18 protein-coding genes are annotated in these 16,985 nt (G+C 66.0%); 2 read left to right on the top strand and 16 right to left on the bottom strand.

Features of this window, described 5'->3' with window-relative positions:
* Nucleotides 1–24: 24 nt before the first annotated feature.
* Entirely contained in the window at nt 25–567 is a 543-nt protein-coding gene (locus AFIDRAFT_RS04965) for a phosphatase PAP2 family protein (RefSeq protein ID WP_009338107.1), read from the top strand.
* A gap of 266 nt (nt 568–833) precedes the next feature.
* Here AFIDRAFT_RS04965 and AFIDRAFT_RS04960 read toward each other — a convergent pair whose 3' ends face one another.
* Together AFIDRAFT_RS04960 and AFIDRAFT_RS04955 are read right to left on the bottom strand one after the other, a co-directional pair.
* On the bottom strand, nt 834–1,157 hold the full coding sequence (locus AFIDRAFT_RS04960; RefSeq protein ID WP_009338106.1) for a DUF736 domain-containing protein: 324 nt from the start codon (nt 1,155–1,157) through the stop codon (nt 834–836).
* 543 nt (nt 1,158–1,700) lie between these two features.
* Nucleotides 1,701–2,183: a hypothetical protein gene (locus tag AFIDRAFT_RS04955; RefSeq protein WP_009338105.1), complete on the bottom strand. Its 483-nt coding sequence runs from the start codon at nt 2,181–2,183 to the stop codon at nt 1,701–1,703.
* A 169-nt stretch (nt 2,184–2,352) separates the two neighbouring features.
* Here AFIDRAFT_RS04955 and AFIDRAFT_RS04950 point away from each other — a divergent pair, with 169 nt between their 5' ends.
* Complete coding sequence (locus AFIDRAFT_RS04950) at nt 2,353–2,919, top strand: flavin reductase family protein (protein ID WP_009338104.1); 567 nt, start codon at nt 2,353–2,355, stop codon at nt 2,917–2,919.
* Between the two features lie 18 nt (nt 2,920–2,937).
* Here the strand turns inward: AFIDRAFT_RS04950 and AFIDRAFT_RS04945 are convergent, their stop codons facing one another.
* From AFIDRAFT_RS04945 to AFIDRAFT_RS04880, 14 genes are all read right to left on the bottom strand, one after another.
* Nucleotides 2,938–3,876 carry a DUF2493 domain-containing protein gene (locus AFIDRAFT_RS04945; RefSeq protein ID WP_040298080.1) on the bottom strand — a complete coding sequence of 313 codons (939 nt, stop codon included), beginning with the start codon at nt 3,874–3,876 and terminating at the stop codon, nt 2,938–2,940.
* 305 nt (nt 3,877–4,181) lie between these two features.
* Nucleotides 4,182–5,243 (bottom strand): DUF7146 domain-containing protein, encoded by a 1,062-nt coding sequence (locus tag AFIDRAFT_RS04940; protein WP_009338102.1) that lies wholly within the window; start codon nt 5,241–5,243, stop codon nt 4,182–4,184.
* Nucleotides 5,243–9,580, bottom strand: a complete 4,338-nt coding sequence (locus tag AFIDRAFT_RS04935) for a strawberry notch family protein (RefSeq protein ID WP_009338101.1) — start codon at nt 9,578–9,580, stop codon at nt 5,243–5,245. Before AFIDRAFT_RS04935 ends, AFIDRAFT_RS04940 begins: the two co-directional genes overlap by 1 nt.
* Before the next feature lie 98 nt (nt 9,581–9,678).
* Nucleotides 9,679–9,987, bottom strand: a complete 309-nt coding sequence (locus AFIDRAFT_RS04930; protein WP_009338100.1) for a DUF4326 domain-containing protein — start codon at nt 9,985–9,987, stop codon at nt 9,679–9,681.
* A gap of 144 nt (nt 9,988–10,131) precedes the next feature.
* Entirely contained in the window at nt 10,132–10,374 is a 243-nt protein-coding gene (locus AFIDRAFT_RS04925; protein WP_009338099.1) for a DUF6117 family protein, read from the bottom strand.
* Nucleotides 10,371–10,796, bottom strand: coding sequence for a hypothetical protein (locus AFIDRAFT_RS04920; protein ID WP_009338098.1), 426 nt, complete (start codon nt 10,794–10,796; stop codon nt 10,371–10,373). The genes AFIDRAFT_RS04925 and AFIDRAFT_RS04920 overlap by 4 nt, the downstream gene beginning before the upstream one ends.
* A 68-nt stretch (nt 10,797–10,864) precedes the next feature.
* Nucleotides 10,865–11,137 carry a hypothetical protein gene (locus AFIDRAFT_RS04915; protein ID WP_009338097.1) on the bottom strand — a complete coding sequence of 91 codons (273 nt, stop codon included), beginning with the start codon at nt 11,135–11,137 and terminating at the stop codon, nt 10,865–10,867.
* Between the two features lie 87 nt (nt 11,138–11,224).
* Nucleotides 11,225–11,779, bottom strand: coding sequence for a hypothetical protein (locus AFIDRAFT_RS04910; protein WP_009338096.1), 555 nt, complete (start codon nt 11,777–11,779; stop codon nt 11,225–11,227).
* Between the two features lie 84 nt (nt 11,780–11,863).
* Nucleotides 11,864–12,262 carry a hypothetical protein gene (locus AFIDRAFT_RS04905; protein ID WP_009338095.1) on the bottom strand — a complete coding sequence of 133 codons (399 nt, stop codon included), beginning with the start codon at nt 12,260–12,262 and terminating at the stop codon, nt 11,864–11,866.
* Between the two features lie 75 nt (nt 12,263–12,337).
* Nucleotides 12,338–12,532: a hypothetical protein gene (locus tag AFIDRAFT_RS04900; protein ID WP_009338094.1), complete on the bottom strand. Its 195-nt coding sequence runs from the start codon at nt 12,530–12,532 to the stop codon at nt 12,338–12,340.
* A 2-nt stretch (nt 12,533–12,534) separates the two neighbouring features.
* A complete protein-coding gene (locus AFIDRAFT_RS04895; protein ID WP_009338093.1) occupies nt 12,535–12,909 on the bottom strand; it encodes a DUF6915 family protein in 375 nt (124 codons plus the stop codon).
* Nucleotides 12,910–12,919: 10 nt separating this feature from the next.
* On the bottom strand, nt 12,920–13,399 hold the full coding sequence (locus AFIDRAFT_RS04890; RefSeq protein ID WP_009338092.1) for a DUF6878 family protein: 480 nt from the start codon (nt 13,397–13,399) through the stop codon (nt 12,920–12,922).
* A 99-nt stretch (nt 13,400–13,498) separates the two neighbouring features.
* Nucleotides 13,499–15,640, bottom strand: coding sequence for a ParB/RepB/Spo0J family partition protein (locus AFIDRAFT_RS04885; protein ID WP_040297808.1), 2,142 nt, complete (start codon nt 15,638–15,640; stop codon nt 13,499–13,501).
* Nucleotides 15,641–15,804: 164 nt separating this feature from the next.
* Nucleotides 15,805–16,758 carry an ArdC family protein gene (locus tag AFIDRAFT_RS04880; RefSeq protein WP_009338090.1) on the bottom strand — a complete coding sequence of 318 codons (954 nt, stop codon included), beginning with the start codon at nt 16,756–16,758 and terminating at the stop codon, nt 15,805–15,807.
* Nucleotides 16,759–16,985 lie beyond the last annotated feature (227 nt).

Below are 16,985 nucleotides of genomic sequence, written 5' to 3'. Positions count from 1 at the left end.
TCCGATCAGGAGCAAATAAGCGCGATGGACAATGCCGTTACGCAATGGATCAATTCGGCTGCGGGCCAAAGTGCCTTGCTCGATACGATCATGATTTCGCTCACGCAATACGGCGTACCTCTGCTGGTTTTGCTCGTGGTGCTGCAATGGTGGAGTAAGCATGACAGGCTGTATGTGAGGCACACGTGTATCGCCGCTGGCTTGTCGTTCATTGTCGGCCTCGGCCTGAATCAGGTCATTCTCCTGTTCGTACATCGGGTCCGGCCCTACGACGCCGGCGTCAGCCACTTGATAATCAGCCGTAGCAGCGACTGGTCGTTTCCCTCCGATCACGCCACCGCGACTTTTGCGATCGCCGGAGCGTTCCTGCTCCGTGGGCCTAAGTGGCGAGGGCTTGCGTTTTTGATTGGCGCTTTTCTTGTTTGCGTATCGCGCATCTATGTCGGGACCCACTACTTCACTGACGTGCTCGGTGGAGTCATGACTGGTATCTTGGCGGTCGCAGTCGTGCGCGGTTTATACTGGGAAGGGACGCGGGTCGATCGATTGATTACGGGGATTCTTTAACGAGCGCTGATGGATCGCGTAGCCGCTCACGCGGCAAGAACGATGCGGACGCAAGCGACCCGATACCGCATAGTCGCTTTCTGGTGCCGCAATGTCTCTGTGAACCCGCGTTTTGCCATCGACGAGGGTCGGCGGCGTTCCCCGGCTGGCTCTGCGGGACGCAAAGTTGGATGAGAATAGGCGGCTGGCGGCGCGGCTCGGGTGTGCTGATTGTCGTGCGAAAGCCCCGCCCGGGGGGACCGGGCGGGGCGTCGGAGATGCTCGGCTTAGTCGCCGTTGCGCTTGCTGGGGCGCGACCAGATGAGGGTGTAGCCCTCGCTGTCCTCGTCGTCGAAGAGGTTGGCGAAGATCGGCGCGTTGAAGGACGGATCGTCGAGCTTGAGCGAGAGGTAGTCGCGGCCCTCGTTGGAGCGCTTCGACCAGGCGGCCCCGATCTCGGCCCGGCCCACGTAAACCCGGTGGCTGGGGGCGTTGTCGTTGGAGCGGTTGGTCTCGGGCACGATGCGGACGCCCTTGGTCTGGAGGCTCAGGGTGACGATCTCGCCCTGGAAGTCGCTGCCGACCTTCTTGAAAGAACCGATGTTAGCCATGTCACTTCTCCTTGCTGTTTTCGAGCCCGCGACCACCGCGGCCTCGATGGCGATCGACGGGCCGGGGACGATCGACGACGCACCCGCTCGCGGGCCGGAGCGCAGCGGAGGATGACGGCGGTGAGACTTTCTTGCCTCGCGAGGAATGGGCTTTAGCCCAGGGGAAGAAAGTCGATCCGACGTCGTTGCGGCTCAGGCGATCGAGGCGCAGCCGGTCTTCGGCCAGATCAGGCCATCACGAGGCCAGGTGCGTCCGTGCTTGAACAGCATCCTCGGGAGAAGACGTGGCGAATGTCGGTTGTCCTGCACAAGATGTCGGCGAGTTCAGGCGTAGAGAAAGAAGCCATGGCGTAGGAAAAGGCGGGATCGTTTGCCGCGCAACCGCCGCACCGGGACGTTCGGCCCGATGGATCATGGGCCGCTAGAGATCGCTCCGACGCCGGCGAAGCGCGCTTCCGACGTGGGCCGCATACTCCGGGACTTGAGCACGCGTTCCTGAAGCCCGATCGTCAACGCAACCTCAATCGACGACGAGGACGATGCTCATCCCTTGCGCGTCGCAGCGGTCAGAACCGGCTGAGGCCCGTCCTGTGACGCCCCGCCAGGCCGCAACGGGAGCGGCTCCGCGAAGACCGTCATCCGCGTCCATGCCGTGCCGCCGATAAAGATTGCGCCGATCCAGGCGAACACCTCGCGCCAGACGAGCGATGGGATGCCGATCTGCGAGAGTCCAAGAACCGCATGATAGCCGGCAATCGCCGCTGGTATGGCGAATGCGGCCGCGATGGTGGCGCGCAGAGGCAGCGGGCGAACAACCGCGAACGCGATCTGGCCGACGCCGAGAGTGAGAGCACCGGCGACAATGCCGACGAGCAGGGCGCCGATGACGCCGGCGCCGCCATGAAACGCTGCCATTCCAGCCGTCAATCCGACGAAGAACGGCAGGGCGTAGACAGCGAGCGTGAAGATCAGCCAGCAGAACAGGCCGATCCCGAACATGCTGAGGATGAGTCCGATGACGAGCATGGCGGAAGCCTCCGTGACAAAAGCTGTGACGGTCGCGCCTTCCACCACCACCGCGGCGCAGTTCGAAGTATAGCCGAAAGCCGGTGGCGATGGGAGGGGAAACCAGCCTCGCCGCACGCCACGTGACTTCGGGCATCCGATGGACGAAGCGGCATAAGAGGACGGGACAATGGCAAAGCACGCGGAAAAGGCAGATTTCCCGGTGACGCAGGTCCGGCGTTATCTTGAACCGGGACCGATCGTGATGGTGTCGTCGGCGCTGGATGACAGGCGAAACATCATGACCATGGGCTGGCACACCGTCATGGAGTTTACACCGTCACTCGTCGGCTGCGTCATCGCCGGCGGCAACTACAGCTTCGACCTCATGCGCAAGAGCCGGGAGTGCGTGATCAATCTGCCGACGACGGCGCTGACAGATATTGTGGTCGGAGTCGGCAACACGACGGGCGCGGAGGTCGACAAGTTCAAGAAGTTCGGCCTGACGGCGCAGCCGGCGGCGCTCGTGAAGGCGCCGTTGATCGTGGAGTGTCACGCCAACTTTGAGTGTCGCCTCATCGACGATGCGCTGGTCGACAGGTACAACTTCTTTATCTTCGAAGTGGTGACGGCGCATGTCGCCAAGTCGCCGAAGCATCCCGAGACGCTGCACTACACCGGCGATGACGTGTTCATGGTCTCCGGCAAGATCATTAGCCGGCGACGGCTGTTCCGGCCGGAGCTGCTGGATACGTGAATCGGTGGGTGGCGGCGCTCACGCGCCGCCTTCGCCGTGCTTCCAGACCGGGATGCCGAGCTTCTTCGCCTTGTCAGCGAGGTTGTCCTGGATGCCGGTGCCCGGGAAGTGGAGGACGCCGATCGGCAGGACCGCGAGCATCGCGTCGTTGCGCTTGAACGGAGCTGCTTTCGCGTGCTTCGTCCAGTCGGGCTTGAAGGCGATCTGCGGCACCTTGCGGTTGGTCGCCCATTTGGCCGCGATGAGTTCAGCGCCCTTCGGCGAGCCGCCGTGCAGCAGCACCATGTCGGGATGCTTGGCGTGCACCTTGTCGAGCCGATCCCAGATCAGGCGATGGTCGTTGAAGTCGAGCCCGCCGGTGAGCGAGATCTTCGGTCCGGGCGGCAGCATCACCTCGGTTTCGGCGCGGCGCTTGGCGGCGAGGAAGTCCCGACTATCGATCATCGCGGCGGTAAGCGTGCGATGATTGACTAGCGATCCCGAGCGGGGACGCCAGGATGATCCGGTGTGGACCTCGAAGCGTTCGGCGGCCTGGTCGCGGAAGAGTTCCATGCTATTGCGGCGCTCGGTGACCGTAATGCCCTCGGCCGTCAGCCGTTCGAGCTCGACGGACCGCACTTCCGAGCCATTCTGCTCGCGCTGGCTGCGCCGCTGCGCTTGCTCGTTGTCGTCGAGCTCGCGTTCGATGCGTTCGACGGCACGGTGGAAGAGATTGGCGGTCGACCAGAGCAAGTCCTCGAGGTCCGGTTCGAGGCGAGTGTCGCCCAAGGTCGAGACGAGAGCGTCGAAGATGTCGGCGACGGCGCCGGCCACGGCATTGCCTTCGGGGAGCGGCCTCGGATCGGGTTCGTCCTGGAAGGGACGGTAGCCATAGAGCTGAAGCTCGTTGAGAACGTGATCGGTCGCGGATGAGCTGTGCGGCGGTTCGAAATCGGTGTCGTCGTGGTCGGTCGTCATGGTGAGGTCCTTTGCCGGATCGGCCGCGCCGATCGCGGCCTTCGTGGCGATCACCAGACGGCGGGCGGTGCGGCCCAGAACCCGGAGCGCAGCGCAGGGCCGCAGCGTCAGCGGAGGATGGCGAAGACCGGCTATTTTGCTTCGCGGTGCAAAGGCCCGCAGGGCCGGCGGAAAATAGCCGGGCGCAGCCATTGCCGGGCCGGACCGGCTGGCGTCCGATCGCCCTCTAGAAGGCCAGGGCGCGGACTCTGTCCGGCTCGTGGGCCTCGCCAGACCGGCTATGGCGGCGCTCGAACCGCCGCTTTTCATCCCGTCTCGGCTGTCGCCAGGAGCATAAAGCGAGCGACGTCGTGCGGGACGAGTTCCACCCGCAAGGCTGCTCGAAGCGCGTCGCGGCCGAAGGCGCGCAGATCCTCGTTGAAGTCGCCGTGCCTCGGCGTCCAGGTGATCGCCTCGACACCGGCCGATTGGGCCCGTTCGGTCAGAGCGATCGTCGCCCCGTCGCCGGCCGCATCATTGTCGCGGGCGATGTAGAGCCGGTGCAGTGTCGGTGGAAGCAACAGAGCGGCGAGATGGTTGGCTGAGAGCGCGGCGGCCATCGGCAGGGTTGGCAGCACTGAGCGCAGGGACAGCATGGTCTCGATGCCTTCGCCAGCCGCGAGCACGTCGTTCGCCACGCCGAAGCGCACGGCGTTGCCGAGGAGGTCGCCCATCGCGCGTCGCGGCGTGTCGATCGGCGCTTTGCCGAGACGGATGGGATCGAAACCGTCGGGGTCGAGCCAGGTGCGGTGCGCGCCGGTGATGCGTCCATCGAGATCGGTCACGCGCGCGATCATCGCGGGCCAGGTCTCGGTTGGCGATTGGTCGTCGGGCCGGTAGTAGCAGCGCGGATGAAAGCGCAGCGCGCCGTCTTCGTGCAAAGGCGTAATGCCGCGATTGCGGAGATACGTCTCCACGAGTGTACGTATCACCGGCTGCGACATGGCGAAGAGCCGCCGTGCCGCTTCCGGCGAGCCGGTCTGTGCGAGAAGTCGTGAAGGCTTCGACGGAGGCTCCGGTTCAATGCGCGGCAGGCTCAAGAAGCGGCGGGCTTCGTCGGCCACGTCGTGGAAGTCGATGAGACCGCAGCTCTCGCGAATGACGTCGAGAAGATCGCCATGCTCACCCGTCGCGGCGTCCGTCCATTTGCCGGCCGGTCCTTTCGCTGACTCCTTCAGCCGGACGAACATGGATCGTCCCGGCGCGTTGCGGACATCGCCCACCAGCCAGTACCGGCCCTCACGGCGTCCATTGGACAGATAATGGCGGCACACCGCCTCGGCCTCACCCGCGAGACGGTAAGCCAGTTCGGAGGCGTCGCGCGGCATCACGCGGCCTCACGCTCGCCGATGCGCTCGACCGGATAGCGATCGAGCACTTTCGCGAGGACGTCGATGCCGCTCGCATCCGTGGGCACGAACATGCGCAGCTTCCAGGAGATGATCTCGTGGAAAAGGCCGTAAGCCTTGAGCCGGTCGCGCATCGTGTCGGTGAAGCCCAACAGCTCGAGGCGGTTTGCACCCATGACGCGGACGCGCCGAAGCTGGAGACCTTCGGCGAGGTCGAGAATCGTACGTCCGTCCATCAGGGCGGTGAAGGCGGCGTCGGGCGTCAGCGTGGGCGCGTCGGTTGCGAGCGTAGTGGCGACCCAGGCGGGCGAGACTTTGCGGCCGATGATGCACTCACCGGCGTCGGTCTGAAGCCGATAGACGCGCGTCGACTCATTCGGCAGCCGTTTCCAGATCGGAAGGAGCAAGCCCGCCACCACATGGATGGTGCTGTCGGTGAACTCGGGCACTTCGCTGAGCTCGGCTTGCCAGGCCGCGGCAAAGTGCGCGCGGTCAGCTTCCGCCCAGTGGCTTTCCGCCATCACCTTCAGCGGAAGGCTGTGATGCTCCATCGGCCGGATCAGCCGGACGCGGCGCTCGATCTCGCCGTCGTCGAGCATGAGGCTCGGCGCTGGGACCTGGACGGTGGCACGGCCCGAGCGCTCGTTGATGAGCAGGACGGAGCGCGGATCGGAGAGACGATCGAACGCCTCGCCCAGCGTCACGGGCTGATTGCGGCGGCGTTCGGTGATGGTGAGCAGCCGTGTCTCAGCGCCGGTAGCCGGATGGGTGTAGATGGCGCTGCGGTCCGTGACGACGAAGCTCTCCGCGCGCAGCGTTTCCAGGCCGACATCATAGGTGCCAGACGCGATGGCGCCTTCAATGCGGGCGGTGAGCAATTGCTCAAACGCGGTGAACAGCACGTTCTGCAGGTCGATAGTGAGCGCCAGCAGGCGATTGAGAAAAGTCGTGATCGGTGGAAGCTCATCCTTGATGCCGTTGGCATCCATGAGCTTCAACCCGGTCGAGTCCTCGAAGGTCCGAAGGGAACAGCCTTCGACCTTGCCGCGTACAAGCAGCATGTAGAGCTGACGCAGCGCGTCGCGGCCGTAGTGGCTTTCGAGATTGTCTTCGGGCCTGAACAGGCCCTGGCCGCCGGTCTGGCGCTGACCGCGCGTGATCGCGCCCAGCGTGTCGAGGCGGCGGGCGATGGTCGAGAGAAAGCGCTTCTCGGCCTTCACGTTGGTCGCGATCGGCCGGAACAGCGGCGGCTGCGCCTGGTTGGTCCGGTTCGTGCGGCCGAGGCCCTGGATGGCGGCGTCGGCCTTCCATCCGGGTTCCAGCAGGTAGTGGACGCGCAACCTGCGATTCCGCGCCGACAGCTCGGCGTGATACGAACGTCCGGTGCCGCCAGCGTCACTGAAGACGAGGATGCGCTTGGCGTCATCCATGAAGGCGGCGGTCTCGGCGAGGTTGGCGGAGCCGGCACGGTTCTCGACCATCAGCCGATCGCCCTTGCGGACGACGCGACGCGAGCGTCCGGTCACTTCGGCCACCAGGTCGGTGCCGAAGCGCTGGACGATCTGGTCGAGCGCACCGGGCACGGGCGGAAGCGAGGCGAGTTTCTCGATCAAGCGATCGCGGCGGGCGAGGGCCTCGCGGCTCTCGACGGGCTGGCCGTCTCGATAGACCGGCCGGGAGGAGAGATTGCCCTCGCTATCGGTGAAGGGCTCGTAGAGCTGCACCGGGAAGGAATGAGCGAGATAGTCGAGGACGTACTCGCGCGGGGTGATGTCGACTTGCACGTCATTCCAGTCCTCGGTCGGAATCTCCGCGAGCCGGCGCTCCATCAGCGCTTCGCCAGTCGAGACGATCTGGATGACGGCGGCGTGGCCCAGTTCGAGATCGCGCTCGATCGAGCGGATCAGCGAGGGCGTTTTCATGCTCGTCAGCAGATGGCCGAAGAAGCGCTGCTTGGCGGATTCGAAGGCGGACCGGGCGGAGGACTTGGCCTGCGCATTCAGCGTGCCCGTCTCGCCGGTGATGTTGGCGGCCCGCATCGCCGCGTCGAGATTGTTGTGAATGATCGAGAACGCGCCGGCATAGGCGTCGTAGATGCGGATCTGCTCGGGGGTGAGCTGATGCTCGACCAACTCGTATTCGACGCCCTCGTAGGAGAGCGAGCGGGCGGCATAGAGGCCGAGCGCCTTGAGGTCGCGCGCCAGCACCTCCATCGCCGCTACGCCGCCATCCTCGATCGCCTCGACGAACTCCGCGCGGGTCGCGAAGGGGAAGTCCTCGCCGCCCCACAGGCCGAGACGCTGGGCATAGGCGAGGTTATGGACCGTGGTCGCGCCGGTCGCGGAAACGTAGACAACGCGGGCGTTCGGCAGGGCGTGTTGCAGCCGCAGCCCCGCGCGGCCCTGCTGCGAGGCGGCCTGGTCGCCGCGTTCGCCCTTGCCGCCGACCGCGTTCTGCATGGCGTGGCTCTCGTCGAAAATGATCACTCCGTCGAAGTCGGAGCCCAACCATTCGACGATCTGCCGAACGCGCGAAAGCTTCTCGCCGCGCTCATCGGTGCGCAGCGTGGCGTAGGTCGTAAATAGGACGCCTTCCGCCAGCCGGATCGGCGTGCCCTGACGAAAGCGGGAGAGCGGCGTGACCAGCAGCCGCTCCATGCCGAGCGCCGACCAGTCGCGCTGCGCATCCTCAATCAGCTTGTCGGACTTGCTGATCCAAACGGCGCGGCGGCGGCCCTTCAGCCAATTGTCGAGCAGGATGCCAGCGACCTGGCGGCCCTTGCCGGCGCCGGTGCCGTCGCCGAGAAACCACCCCCGACGAAAGCGAACGTGATTCTCGGCGTCGTCCCGCGCGGCGGCGACGAGATCGAAGGTCTCGTCCACGGTCCATGAGCCGGCGAGGAAATCGGCATGCGCCTCTCCGGCGTAGATAGCGCTTTCGAGTTGGGCGTCCGACAGCAACCCATCTGTGACAAGGTTCGCTGGAAGACGCGGCCGGTAGGAAGGCCTGGGTGGCGCGACCGACGCCATCGCCGCTGATTGGACGAGCTTGGTGGGATGATCCTGAGACCCGGGAATACGGATCGACTGCAATCCGTATTCTTCATAAAGCGCATCCGTCAGTCGGGCGCCCTCGGGCGGCGTCCACTCGATCGTCTCGTAGGCGAGCTCGACGCCTTCGGGCTCGGCGATCGCCGGAGCCGGCTGCCGGGAGGCGGCGCGCGTGAGATAGCCACGAACGGTCCGCGGCGTTGCAAGACTGTCCCCGGTCGGCGCGGTAAGCGTTGCGGCGACAGACCGACGCGGCGGAACGCGCTCGGCGATCCAGGCGAGCAGCGTCGCCACGTCGGGGGCGGTGCCGGCGGATGTTGGAAACATCCCGGCGTCAGACGCGGGCACTTTGTCGATGACGGTGAGGCGCGTCTCGATCGTCGTCCCGTACTTGGCATACACGGCGCCGTCGATGGTCGCGGTGAAGACGACAGTGCCGCGCTCCTGCAGGCGGGCGAAGGCGTCGCGCCATGCCGGCGTCTCGGGGCCGAAGTTGGCACCGGTGATCGCCACCAGCCGCCCGCCATCGGCGAGGCGCGCCAGCGCCGAGGCGACGTGGCGGTAGGCGGCGTCGGCCATCCGGCCGCTGACATTCGCCATAACCGAGAACGGCGGGTTCATCAGCACGACGGTCGGCGTGATGGCGCGGTCCAGGTGATCGTCGATCTGCGCCGCGTCGAAGCGCGTCACCGTGAGGCTGGGAAAGAGATGCGCGAGCAGATCGGCGCGCGTCTCCGCCAGCTCGTTCAGAACGAGTGCGCCGCCCGCGATCTCCCCGAGGATCGCAAGGAGTCCGGTGCCGGCGGAGGGCTCCAGCACGCGGTCGCCGGGCGCGATGACCGCGGCGCAGAGCGCGGCGAGGCCGAGCGGAATCGGCGTCGAGAACTGCTGGAGCGCCTGGCTCTCCTCGGACCGCCGCGTGTGGGAGGGCAAGAGGCTTGTGAGCTTCGCGAATTGCGGAAGCGACGCGGCGCGCGAGCCGGCTTTGCGGAATAGCGGCTTGCCGTATTTGCGCAGCAACAGAACAGTCGCCGCCTCGCAGGCGTCATACCCCGCCTTCCAGTCCCAGGCGCCCGCCGTGTCGGAGGCGCCGAAGGCCGCCTCCATCGCCGTGCGCAGGATGGTGGCATCGACGCGGCGGCCTTGCTCGAGATGGGGGAGAAGAAGACGCGCGGCTTCGGCGAGCCGCGGCGCAGGAGCATCCGTGCGGGCGCACGGGATCGGAGCGACGGCTGGCGCGGCCGTCGCGACGGAAGGATGAGACATGGGAAGAGACCTCGGGAGAGCGGGACACGGGCGAGCCGGTCGGCGCTCTCTCTGGACCGCATCGGCTCAAACCCGTTCCGGCCACACTCTCCCTCTTGTCAGGTCGCCGCCTTCACGGCGCGCCACCACGCGATCCGCGCTTCGCGTGTCGCGTTCGCGAGCCGCAGCAACAAATCGCCGTGGCATGCCCGCGGCGCGCAGAAGCAAACGAGACCGCGCCCGCGCAACTCGTCGAGCGCGCGCAGGAGATGGTGCTGATCGGCGAGCCAGCGCTCGTACTTCGCGATGACGGCGGCGCGGTCGCCGTCGGGGCCGATCCGGAACGGGTTGCCCCATTTCGAGCCACGCCCGATATAAACGGCGTTCGTCGGCACGCCCGCATGATGCTTGTTGAGAACCCTGCACATTGCCGATCGCCTCCTGATCCTGTTGCGACGGACTGGCGGCCGGATGCGGCTCAGGCCCGGCGGTCACGCATCGCGAAGGATGCGGAAACGGCTTGCCCGTTGACCGACGGGCCGCCGCGTCCAGACAGGTCACGACGCGAGAGGTCAGGAGGCTGGATCGTCCCGCAGGGTTGGATGCGGCGGCACATAGGCGTCGTAGGGATTGCCGTCGGGGAGATGGCCGAAGGGCGTGAACATGAAATCCGTGCCATCGCGCCCGACCGCGCAGATGACGAAGCGGGTATCGCCGGTGGCGGCATCCGTGCATTCCATGAGCGCGAGATTGCCATCGGCGGCAGCCCGGAGCAGCGTCTGGAAGTTGGCGCGCGCGTGATCGGGAATGCTCATCGCGCACCTCGCTTTCCGCGACTTGGGGTGAGCGTGCGCGCCAGCCAGCCATTGGTATCGATCCAGGCGATCGTTTCGCGGGTCGCGAGATCGAGCACATGGGCGCCGCCACCGAAGGCATTGACGCGCGGCCGCGAGCAGGTGTTGGCCCATTGGAAGCCCCAGCGGCCGGTGAGCCCGAATGCCTTGGCGCAGTGGAGCACGAACAGGATCACCTGCTGCGGATCGCCGGTGACCTCATCGCGAATCCACAGCACGGTGCCGCCGTGCTCGGGCTGGATGGAGAGGAGGAAGCCGTCGGGCGGTACGTCCTCCCGCGCCGCTTCCTCCATGAAGACCTGGTAGAGATCGAGTGCGCGTGTGGCGTTGTCGGGCGTGCCGACATCGAGCACGCATGAAAAGTGAGTGAAGAAGTCAGCCATGACGGCCTCCTGAAACGACGAAGCCCGGCGCGAAGGCCGGGCTCTCTGGAATTGCGGTGTTGGGAGGATCAGCCGGTCGGGCTGTCGTGGAGGCGGTCGTCGTCGAATTCGACGTCCTCGGCGACGGCGTGGCGACCGTCCGACGCGATGTGATCGATGAAGGCGATCACGCCTTCACGCCGCTCCTCGATGTCGATGTACTCGGGATAGGCGCCAGACTCCATCGCCGCTGTCGCGGCCGCCTTGGCCTTCTCGATCGCTTGGGCATCGGAATCGGCCTCGACCGTGAAGCCGTCATAGGCGCGCAGCCAGAAGCCAATCTTGACGATGTATTCGCTCATGTGCGGGACTCCGAGAGCGGACGATGGGCAAGCTCGGTGGCGCGCTCTCTTTCGACATCCGGGCTCACCCGTGTCCCGGCCGGCCTCTCACGCTGACGCGGGCGGGACTATCGCGGAATCCGGGGTCTCCGTTTCCGGCGCCTCGCCGCCGCCAAGCCCGGCTTCGGCGAGAAAATCCTCCAGCAGGTCGCTGGTCGATTTGCCGACGATGGCGTCCCGCGTGATGAGGACGGCCATGCCGCCGAATCCGTCCGGCCGCATCTTGCTGCAGGTGAACGCGGCGACGACGCTGACATAGGCCAGCGTCTTCGAGCGCTTCACGATGTCCTGGAAGAAGAACTCCCAGGATGTGCCGCTGAGATCCAGATCGATCTCCAGCGCATCCGCATCGACGCACGCGAGCTGCTCGGTGACGTGGAGATGCGCCGCGCTCGCGACGTCCGGCGACGATGCGAGCACGGCCTCCAGCTCCGCGCGCGTCACGAAGATCATGGTGGACGGGCTCTGTTCGGCGAAGAAGTAGCATCCGTCGCCGTCGCGCTCGCATTCGAAGATGAGCGACAAGAGCAGCCGCTCCAGCGGCGTCATGTCGGCGTTCGGAATGATCTGCTGAACAACGGTCTGTTCGAAGTAGTCGGCCATGGCGGGTCTCCTGAAATGAAAAGGCCCGGCGCGAGGGCCGGGCGGGGGGTGGAAGCGTGGTGACGCGACGGACGCGCGGACCGATCAGTCGGGATCGCGGGCGCCGGCGAGGATGGCCTCGGCCTTCGCGATCGCCGCGTCCGCACGCTGGCGCCAGAACGGCGGATTTGACGCTGCGCCATCGGACGCGTGCGCGAGGACCTTCAGGATGCCGAGCAAGGTCTCGAAATGATCGGCCTTGCGTTGCACGGTCTCGCCGAACTGCGACGGGACGGGAAGCGCGGTCACGCGATAGGCGTTGTCGCGCCCCGGCCAGGCGGCGGTGACGTAGGTTTCGCTGGAGGATTCGAAATCCTCCTTTTGATCGGACCAGTCGTCGTCCTCTATAGCGAGGCGGCAGGCCTGCGCGAGCGTGTCAGCCTCATAGGCGCGCTGCCGATAGACAGGAATGCGGTAGGTAGCTTCGATGGTGAAGAACGGCATGGTGACCTCCTAAAATGCGAAAGCCCGGCGCGATGGCCGGGCTTCGGGATGGACGGGACGGGCGAGCGAACGGCGTCAGAGACGCCAAGTGCTGACGAGGCGCTGTGCTTCGCGGTGATGCGCCAGCATCTGCCGGTAGAAGCGATGGCGCGCGTCGCGATGCCCCGGATCGCGGCGGGCCTCGCGTGTAAGCTTGCTGGCGGCGGCGCGGATGACGGCGCGCCAGCCGTCATGGACGGTAATGGCGAGGCGCAGATAGGTGCCGTACATGATCAGGCGCCTCCCGCTGTCGCGGCCACGAAGGGATCGACCTGCTTGTGGATCGGTTGCGCGCGCCCCATCCACGGCTCGGGCCGGATGCAGCGAACCCAGTCGGCGAAGCTCGGGATGAAGCCGAGATCCTCCACCACATGCTGTTCGCCGATCAGCCGCACCGGAACAACGCGCCCGGTCGAGATGGTGATGGTTGCGCCGAAGAAGCGTTCCAGCATGAAGATGCCTTCGGCGTGGTGGCGCAAGGCCCGGTGGCGAAAGTCGGCGGTGATCGCTTTCGATTCGTCGAACCATTGATGCAGCGGCAGGTAGTCCTCCGCGACGCCGCCCCACTTCTTCACCGAAGAGAGCGCGTGATGATAACAATGTCCCATCGCCGCCTCCTCAGAAGACGTGCTGCGAATAATCGGAGGCGGTGTAGCGCTCGTTGTAGGCGAGCGTGATCGTCCGCTCGACGAGATCGAAGGTGAAATCGCCATAGGCGCCGTCGTTGTTTTCCCAGCCGCAATGCGTGTCGGTGAGAAGGTCATAGACGAGGCGTTCGATGAGGTCGGCGATGCTGATGGTCGTGCGGTTGGGCTCCGGCCGGTCCCACACGGCCTCGGCGGTCTCGATCGCGCCTTCGGGCATGGTGACGACAGTCTCGCCGGCCTTCACCTCGACGTTTTCGATTTGGCCGCTGTCGCCATAGCCGTCGAAACTGATAACGACGAGCGTAACGCCAGCGGCTGCGAGCGCGTCGAACAGCGCGGCCTTGTTGAGCGGTTGCAGTTCGGCATGCAGCCGATCTTGGGCGGCGCGCTTGGTCTCCCAATCGGACGGGGCGCCGCTGTCAGCCGTGGGGATGTCGGAAGCTTGCGTCATGGTGATCTCCTGAAACGAAATCGCCCGGCGCGACGGCCGGGCGAAGTGGGGTGGATGAAGGGATGAGCGGGACGGCTCACGCCGCCCCGCTCTTGGTCGTCACTCGGCGGCGATCACGGCCGGTTCGTCGGTCTCGTCCTCACCCGTGCTGTCTTCTTCGTCGGCGAGAAAGGCGGGCAGCGCTTCCTCGTCGCCGCCGGCATCGGCCTCCGGTGTGTCGGCGTCCGCCGCATCAGAGGTTCGAAGCGGCTCGGGCAGCCAGCCAGTGCCGTCGAGCAGCCGTTCGGCCTCCTTCGCCATATCCGCCTTCTTCAAATGGTCGATGAGCTGCGCCGACTGCTCGCCCTTCGCCTCGCGCACTGCTTCAAGGATGCGGGGCTTGGTGACGCGGCCGAGATAGTTGTCGACCGTCGGCCGCCAGCCGGCTTCCACCATGTCGAGCCCGACCGCGCGCGCGAGCCGGTCGGCCTGGGCGAGACGGCGTTGGACGCCATGGACGGACACGCCCGGGCCGCCATAGCGATCACCCTTCTCATAGAGGGCGTTGACGGCGAAGGAGACGCAATGCGCCAGCAACGCGGCCCGGCTGGCGTCGTCCAGCGCGGCGAGCCAATCCCAGAGCGCGGCCTCGTCCTTCGGCATGTCCGCCTTCCAGGCTTCATGCCGTTCCGCGACCGCCTTGGCGGACGGGCTGTCCTTCAGGTCGGCGGGCTGGATCGAGAAGAACACCTGCCGCACCGTCGCTTCGAGGCAGTTGCCCGCCGCGGCGTGCTGGAAGGCGTCGAGGCAGAGCTTGTGCAACAGCGCCGTCATCGCGACGTGCGGATTGTTCGCCACGGCGTCCCGCAGGGCCAGCGTGCGATGGGCGGTCAGTTCGCTCATGAGCCGGTCGGGCAAGGGCTTGACGGCATCGTCTTCGTCCTCCTCCGGCTCGGCTTGGCCGCCGATGGTGATGACGGCGCGCTGAATCGCCGGCGTGCCGGTGTCGGTCCCGGACTGGTCGACGGAAGCGGCCTCGCGATCGCCCTCCTGATCGGACTCGACGGCAGGCGCCTCGTCTTCGGGACGGACATAGCCGCGATCGACCAGGAGCTGGCCGTTGTGGCCGATGCTGACGAACACGCCGGCGCGGGCGATGTCGGCCGGATCGAAGATGCGCGGTCGGGCCTCGAAGGCCTCGAGCGCGGTCTCGATCTCGCCGAGCCGCTGGCCGACCTCATCGGGCAGTTCGTCGGCATCCTGATATTGCCCCTCGAGCTGATCAAACTCGTTGCGCAGCACCTCACGCGTCGCGCGCTCCTCCTCGGTGAGATCGGCCGGCACGCCGTCGAGCTCACGCAAGCCTTGGTCGTGGCCGTAGGGAAAATCGACCGCGACCTCGATCCACTTCCAGCCCTCGGCAGCGATCTTCTCCGCCTCGGCCTTCAGCTTCTCGGCGACCAGGCTGTCGAGCAGAGCGACATTCTCGAGCCAGCCGCCATCGTCTTGCTGGAAGAGATCGCGCATCACGACGCCACCGGTGGCTTCGTAAGCATAGACGCCGACGAACTGCACGCGCTTGTCGGATGCGCGAACGGTCTTCTCCGTCAACATGCGGCGGATCTGATATGGCTCCTGGCTATAGGAGCGTTGAAGCGCTTCCCAGGCTTGCTCCTGGCGCGCGTGGTCGGTCGTCACCGTGAACGCCATGAGCTGCTCGAGCGACATGCCGTCCTCGGCATAGATGTCGAGCAGCTTCTCAGACACAGCGGCGAGGCGCAGGCGCTGCTTGACGACATTCACGCCGACGAAATACGCGGCGGCGATGTCTTCGTCGGACAGGCCATTCTCGCGCAGCGTTTGGAAGGCGCGGAACTGATCGAGCGGGTGCAGTGGCGCGCGCTGGACGTTCTCGGCGAGTGAATCGTCTTCTGCGAGAATTTCGGTCGAGGGATCACGGACCACGCAGGGCACCGGCGCGGTCTTGGCGAGGCGCTTCTGCTTGACGAGGAGCTGGAGGGCCTTGAAGCGCCGGCCGCCGGCGGGCACCTCGAACATGCCGGTCTCGGTGCCGTTGGCGTCCAGCACCGGCCGGACATTGAGGCTCTGGAGTAGACAGCCGCGGCGGGCGATGTCCGCGGCCAGCTCCTCGATCGACACACCGGCCTTCACGCGCCGGACGTTCGACTGGGAGAGGATAAGCTTGTTGAGGGGAACGTCGTGCGAGGACGACAGGGTGATCTTCTGAACAGCAGGTGCCATCGGGATAGACTCCGCGACGGGCGCCGAAAGACTCTCTCTCGGCTTCCAACCCGTCACGAAGACCGGCGCAGCCCTCTTCCTCTGGGCCGCCGCAGATCCGGAGATGCGCATCCGCACAAATACGGCTTTGCGTGACGGCCGGCTCACACCGCAACGGACGCGCATCACGCTGCCTCCTGTGCGTTTTCGGTGGGCGCCGGCACGTCATTTCCATGAAGGAAACCGAGGATGAAATCAGCGGCTTTGCTCGCCTGTGACGCCGCGCGAACGATGGCGCGGCTGTCGTCGCGCAGCACCTCGAGCCAGGAGCCGATGTAGTCTGCGTGGCGTACGGTCGGCACAATGCCGAGCGAGGCGCAGCAGAACGCGGCGTTCATTTCCGCCACCAGCTCCTCGAACGCATATTTCTTCGAACCGAAGGAGCCGGAGAGATCGCGGTTCAGCCGGTGCGGTGCGCCGCTGGCGTGACCGAGCTCATGTAGCGCGGTGCGGTGCCAGTTGATCGGCTCGAAATAGGCTTGTGGCGGTGGGACCTGCACATAGTCGTGCGCCGGGACGTAGAAGGCCTGGCTGCCGCCGATGCGGAAATCGATGCCCGTCGCCTTGATCAGCGCCTCGACTGTCGGCTCGATCAGGCCAGGCTCCAGCGGCGGCGCAGCGACGACGAGGCTTTCGGGCAGACCTTCACACTGCGCCAGATTGAAGACGGTGAAGCGCTTCAGGAATGGGATCGCTTGCGCTTCCTCGCCGGTCTCCTGCGCGCGCTTCTTTTCATCATCGGGAATGAAGCGGTCGGCGTAGACGACGGTTGTGCCGTGCTCGCCCTTGCGGACAGCTCCGCCGAGCGACAATGCTTGGCGGAAGGTGAGCCAGCCTTGGACCGGGAAACCGTGCTCGATCACCGAGCCCCAGAGGATCAGCACATTGATGCCGGAGTATTGCCGGCCGGTGGCGGCGTTCTTCGGCATGGCGAGCGGCGCCTTCGCCGCCGCCGTTCCCCAGGGCTGGACCCACGGCACGCGGCCGGCCTCCAACTCGCCGATGATCTTGGCGGTGATTTCATCGTAGAGGCTCGTCCGGCCGGAACCGGAACGGGCGCACGCGGCGTGTCTGGACATCGCGGATCTCCGCGACGGGCGCCGGGAGCCTCTCTCCCAGCCCTCAACCCGTCACGGAAACCCCGTCCGCACTCTCACTCTATTCTAAGGGGGCGTTGCGGGGACCTCCCCGCAGAAGGGGTCGGCCGAGACGACAGGCTCGGCCGCAGGGGAAGACCTTCCCCTCCAGACTTCCGTATTCTCGTATCGGCGCAATCCCGCCTTTCATCGACAGCCCCGCGATATGC

It is taken from the genome of Afipia sp. 1NLS2, assembly GCF_000178995.1.
Taxonomy (GTDB): Bacteria; Pseudomonadota; Alphaproteobacteria; order Rhizobiales; family Xanthobacteraceae; genus Afipia.
This window is presented reverse-complemented; position numbering and strand designations above follow the sequence as displayed.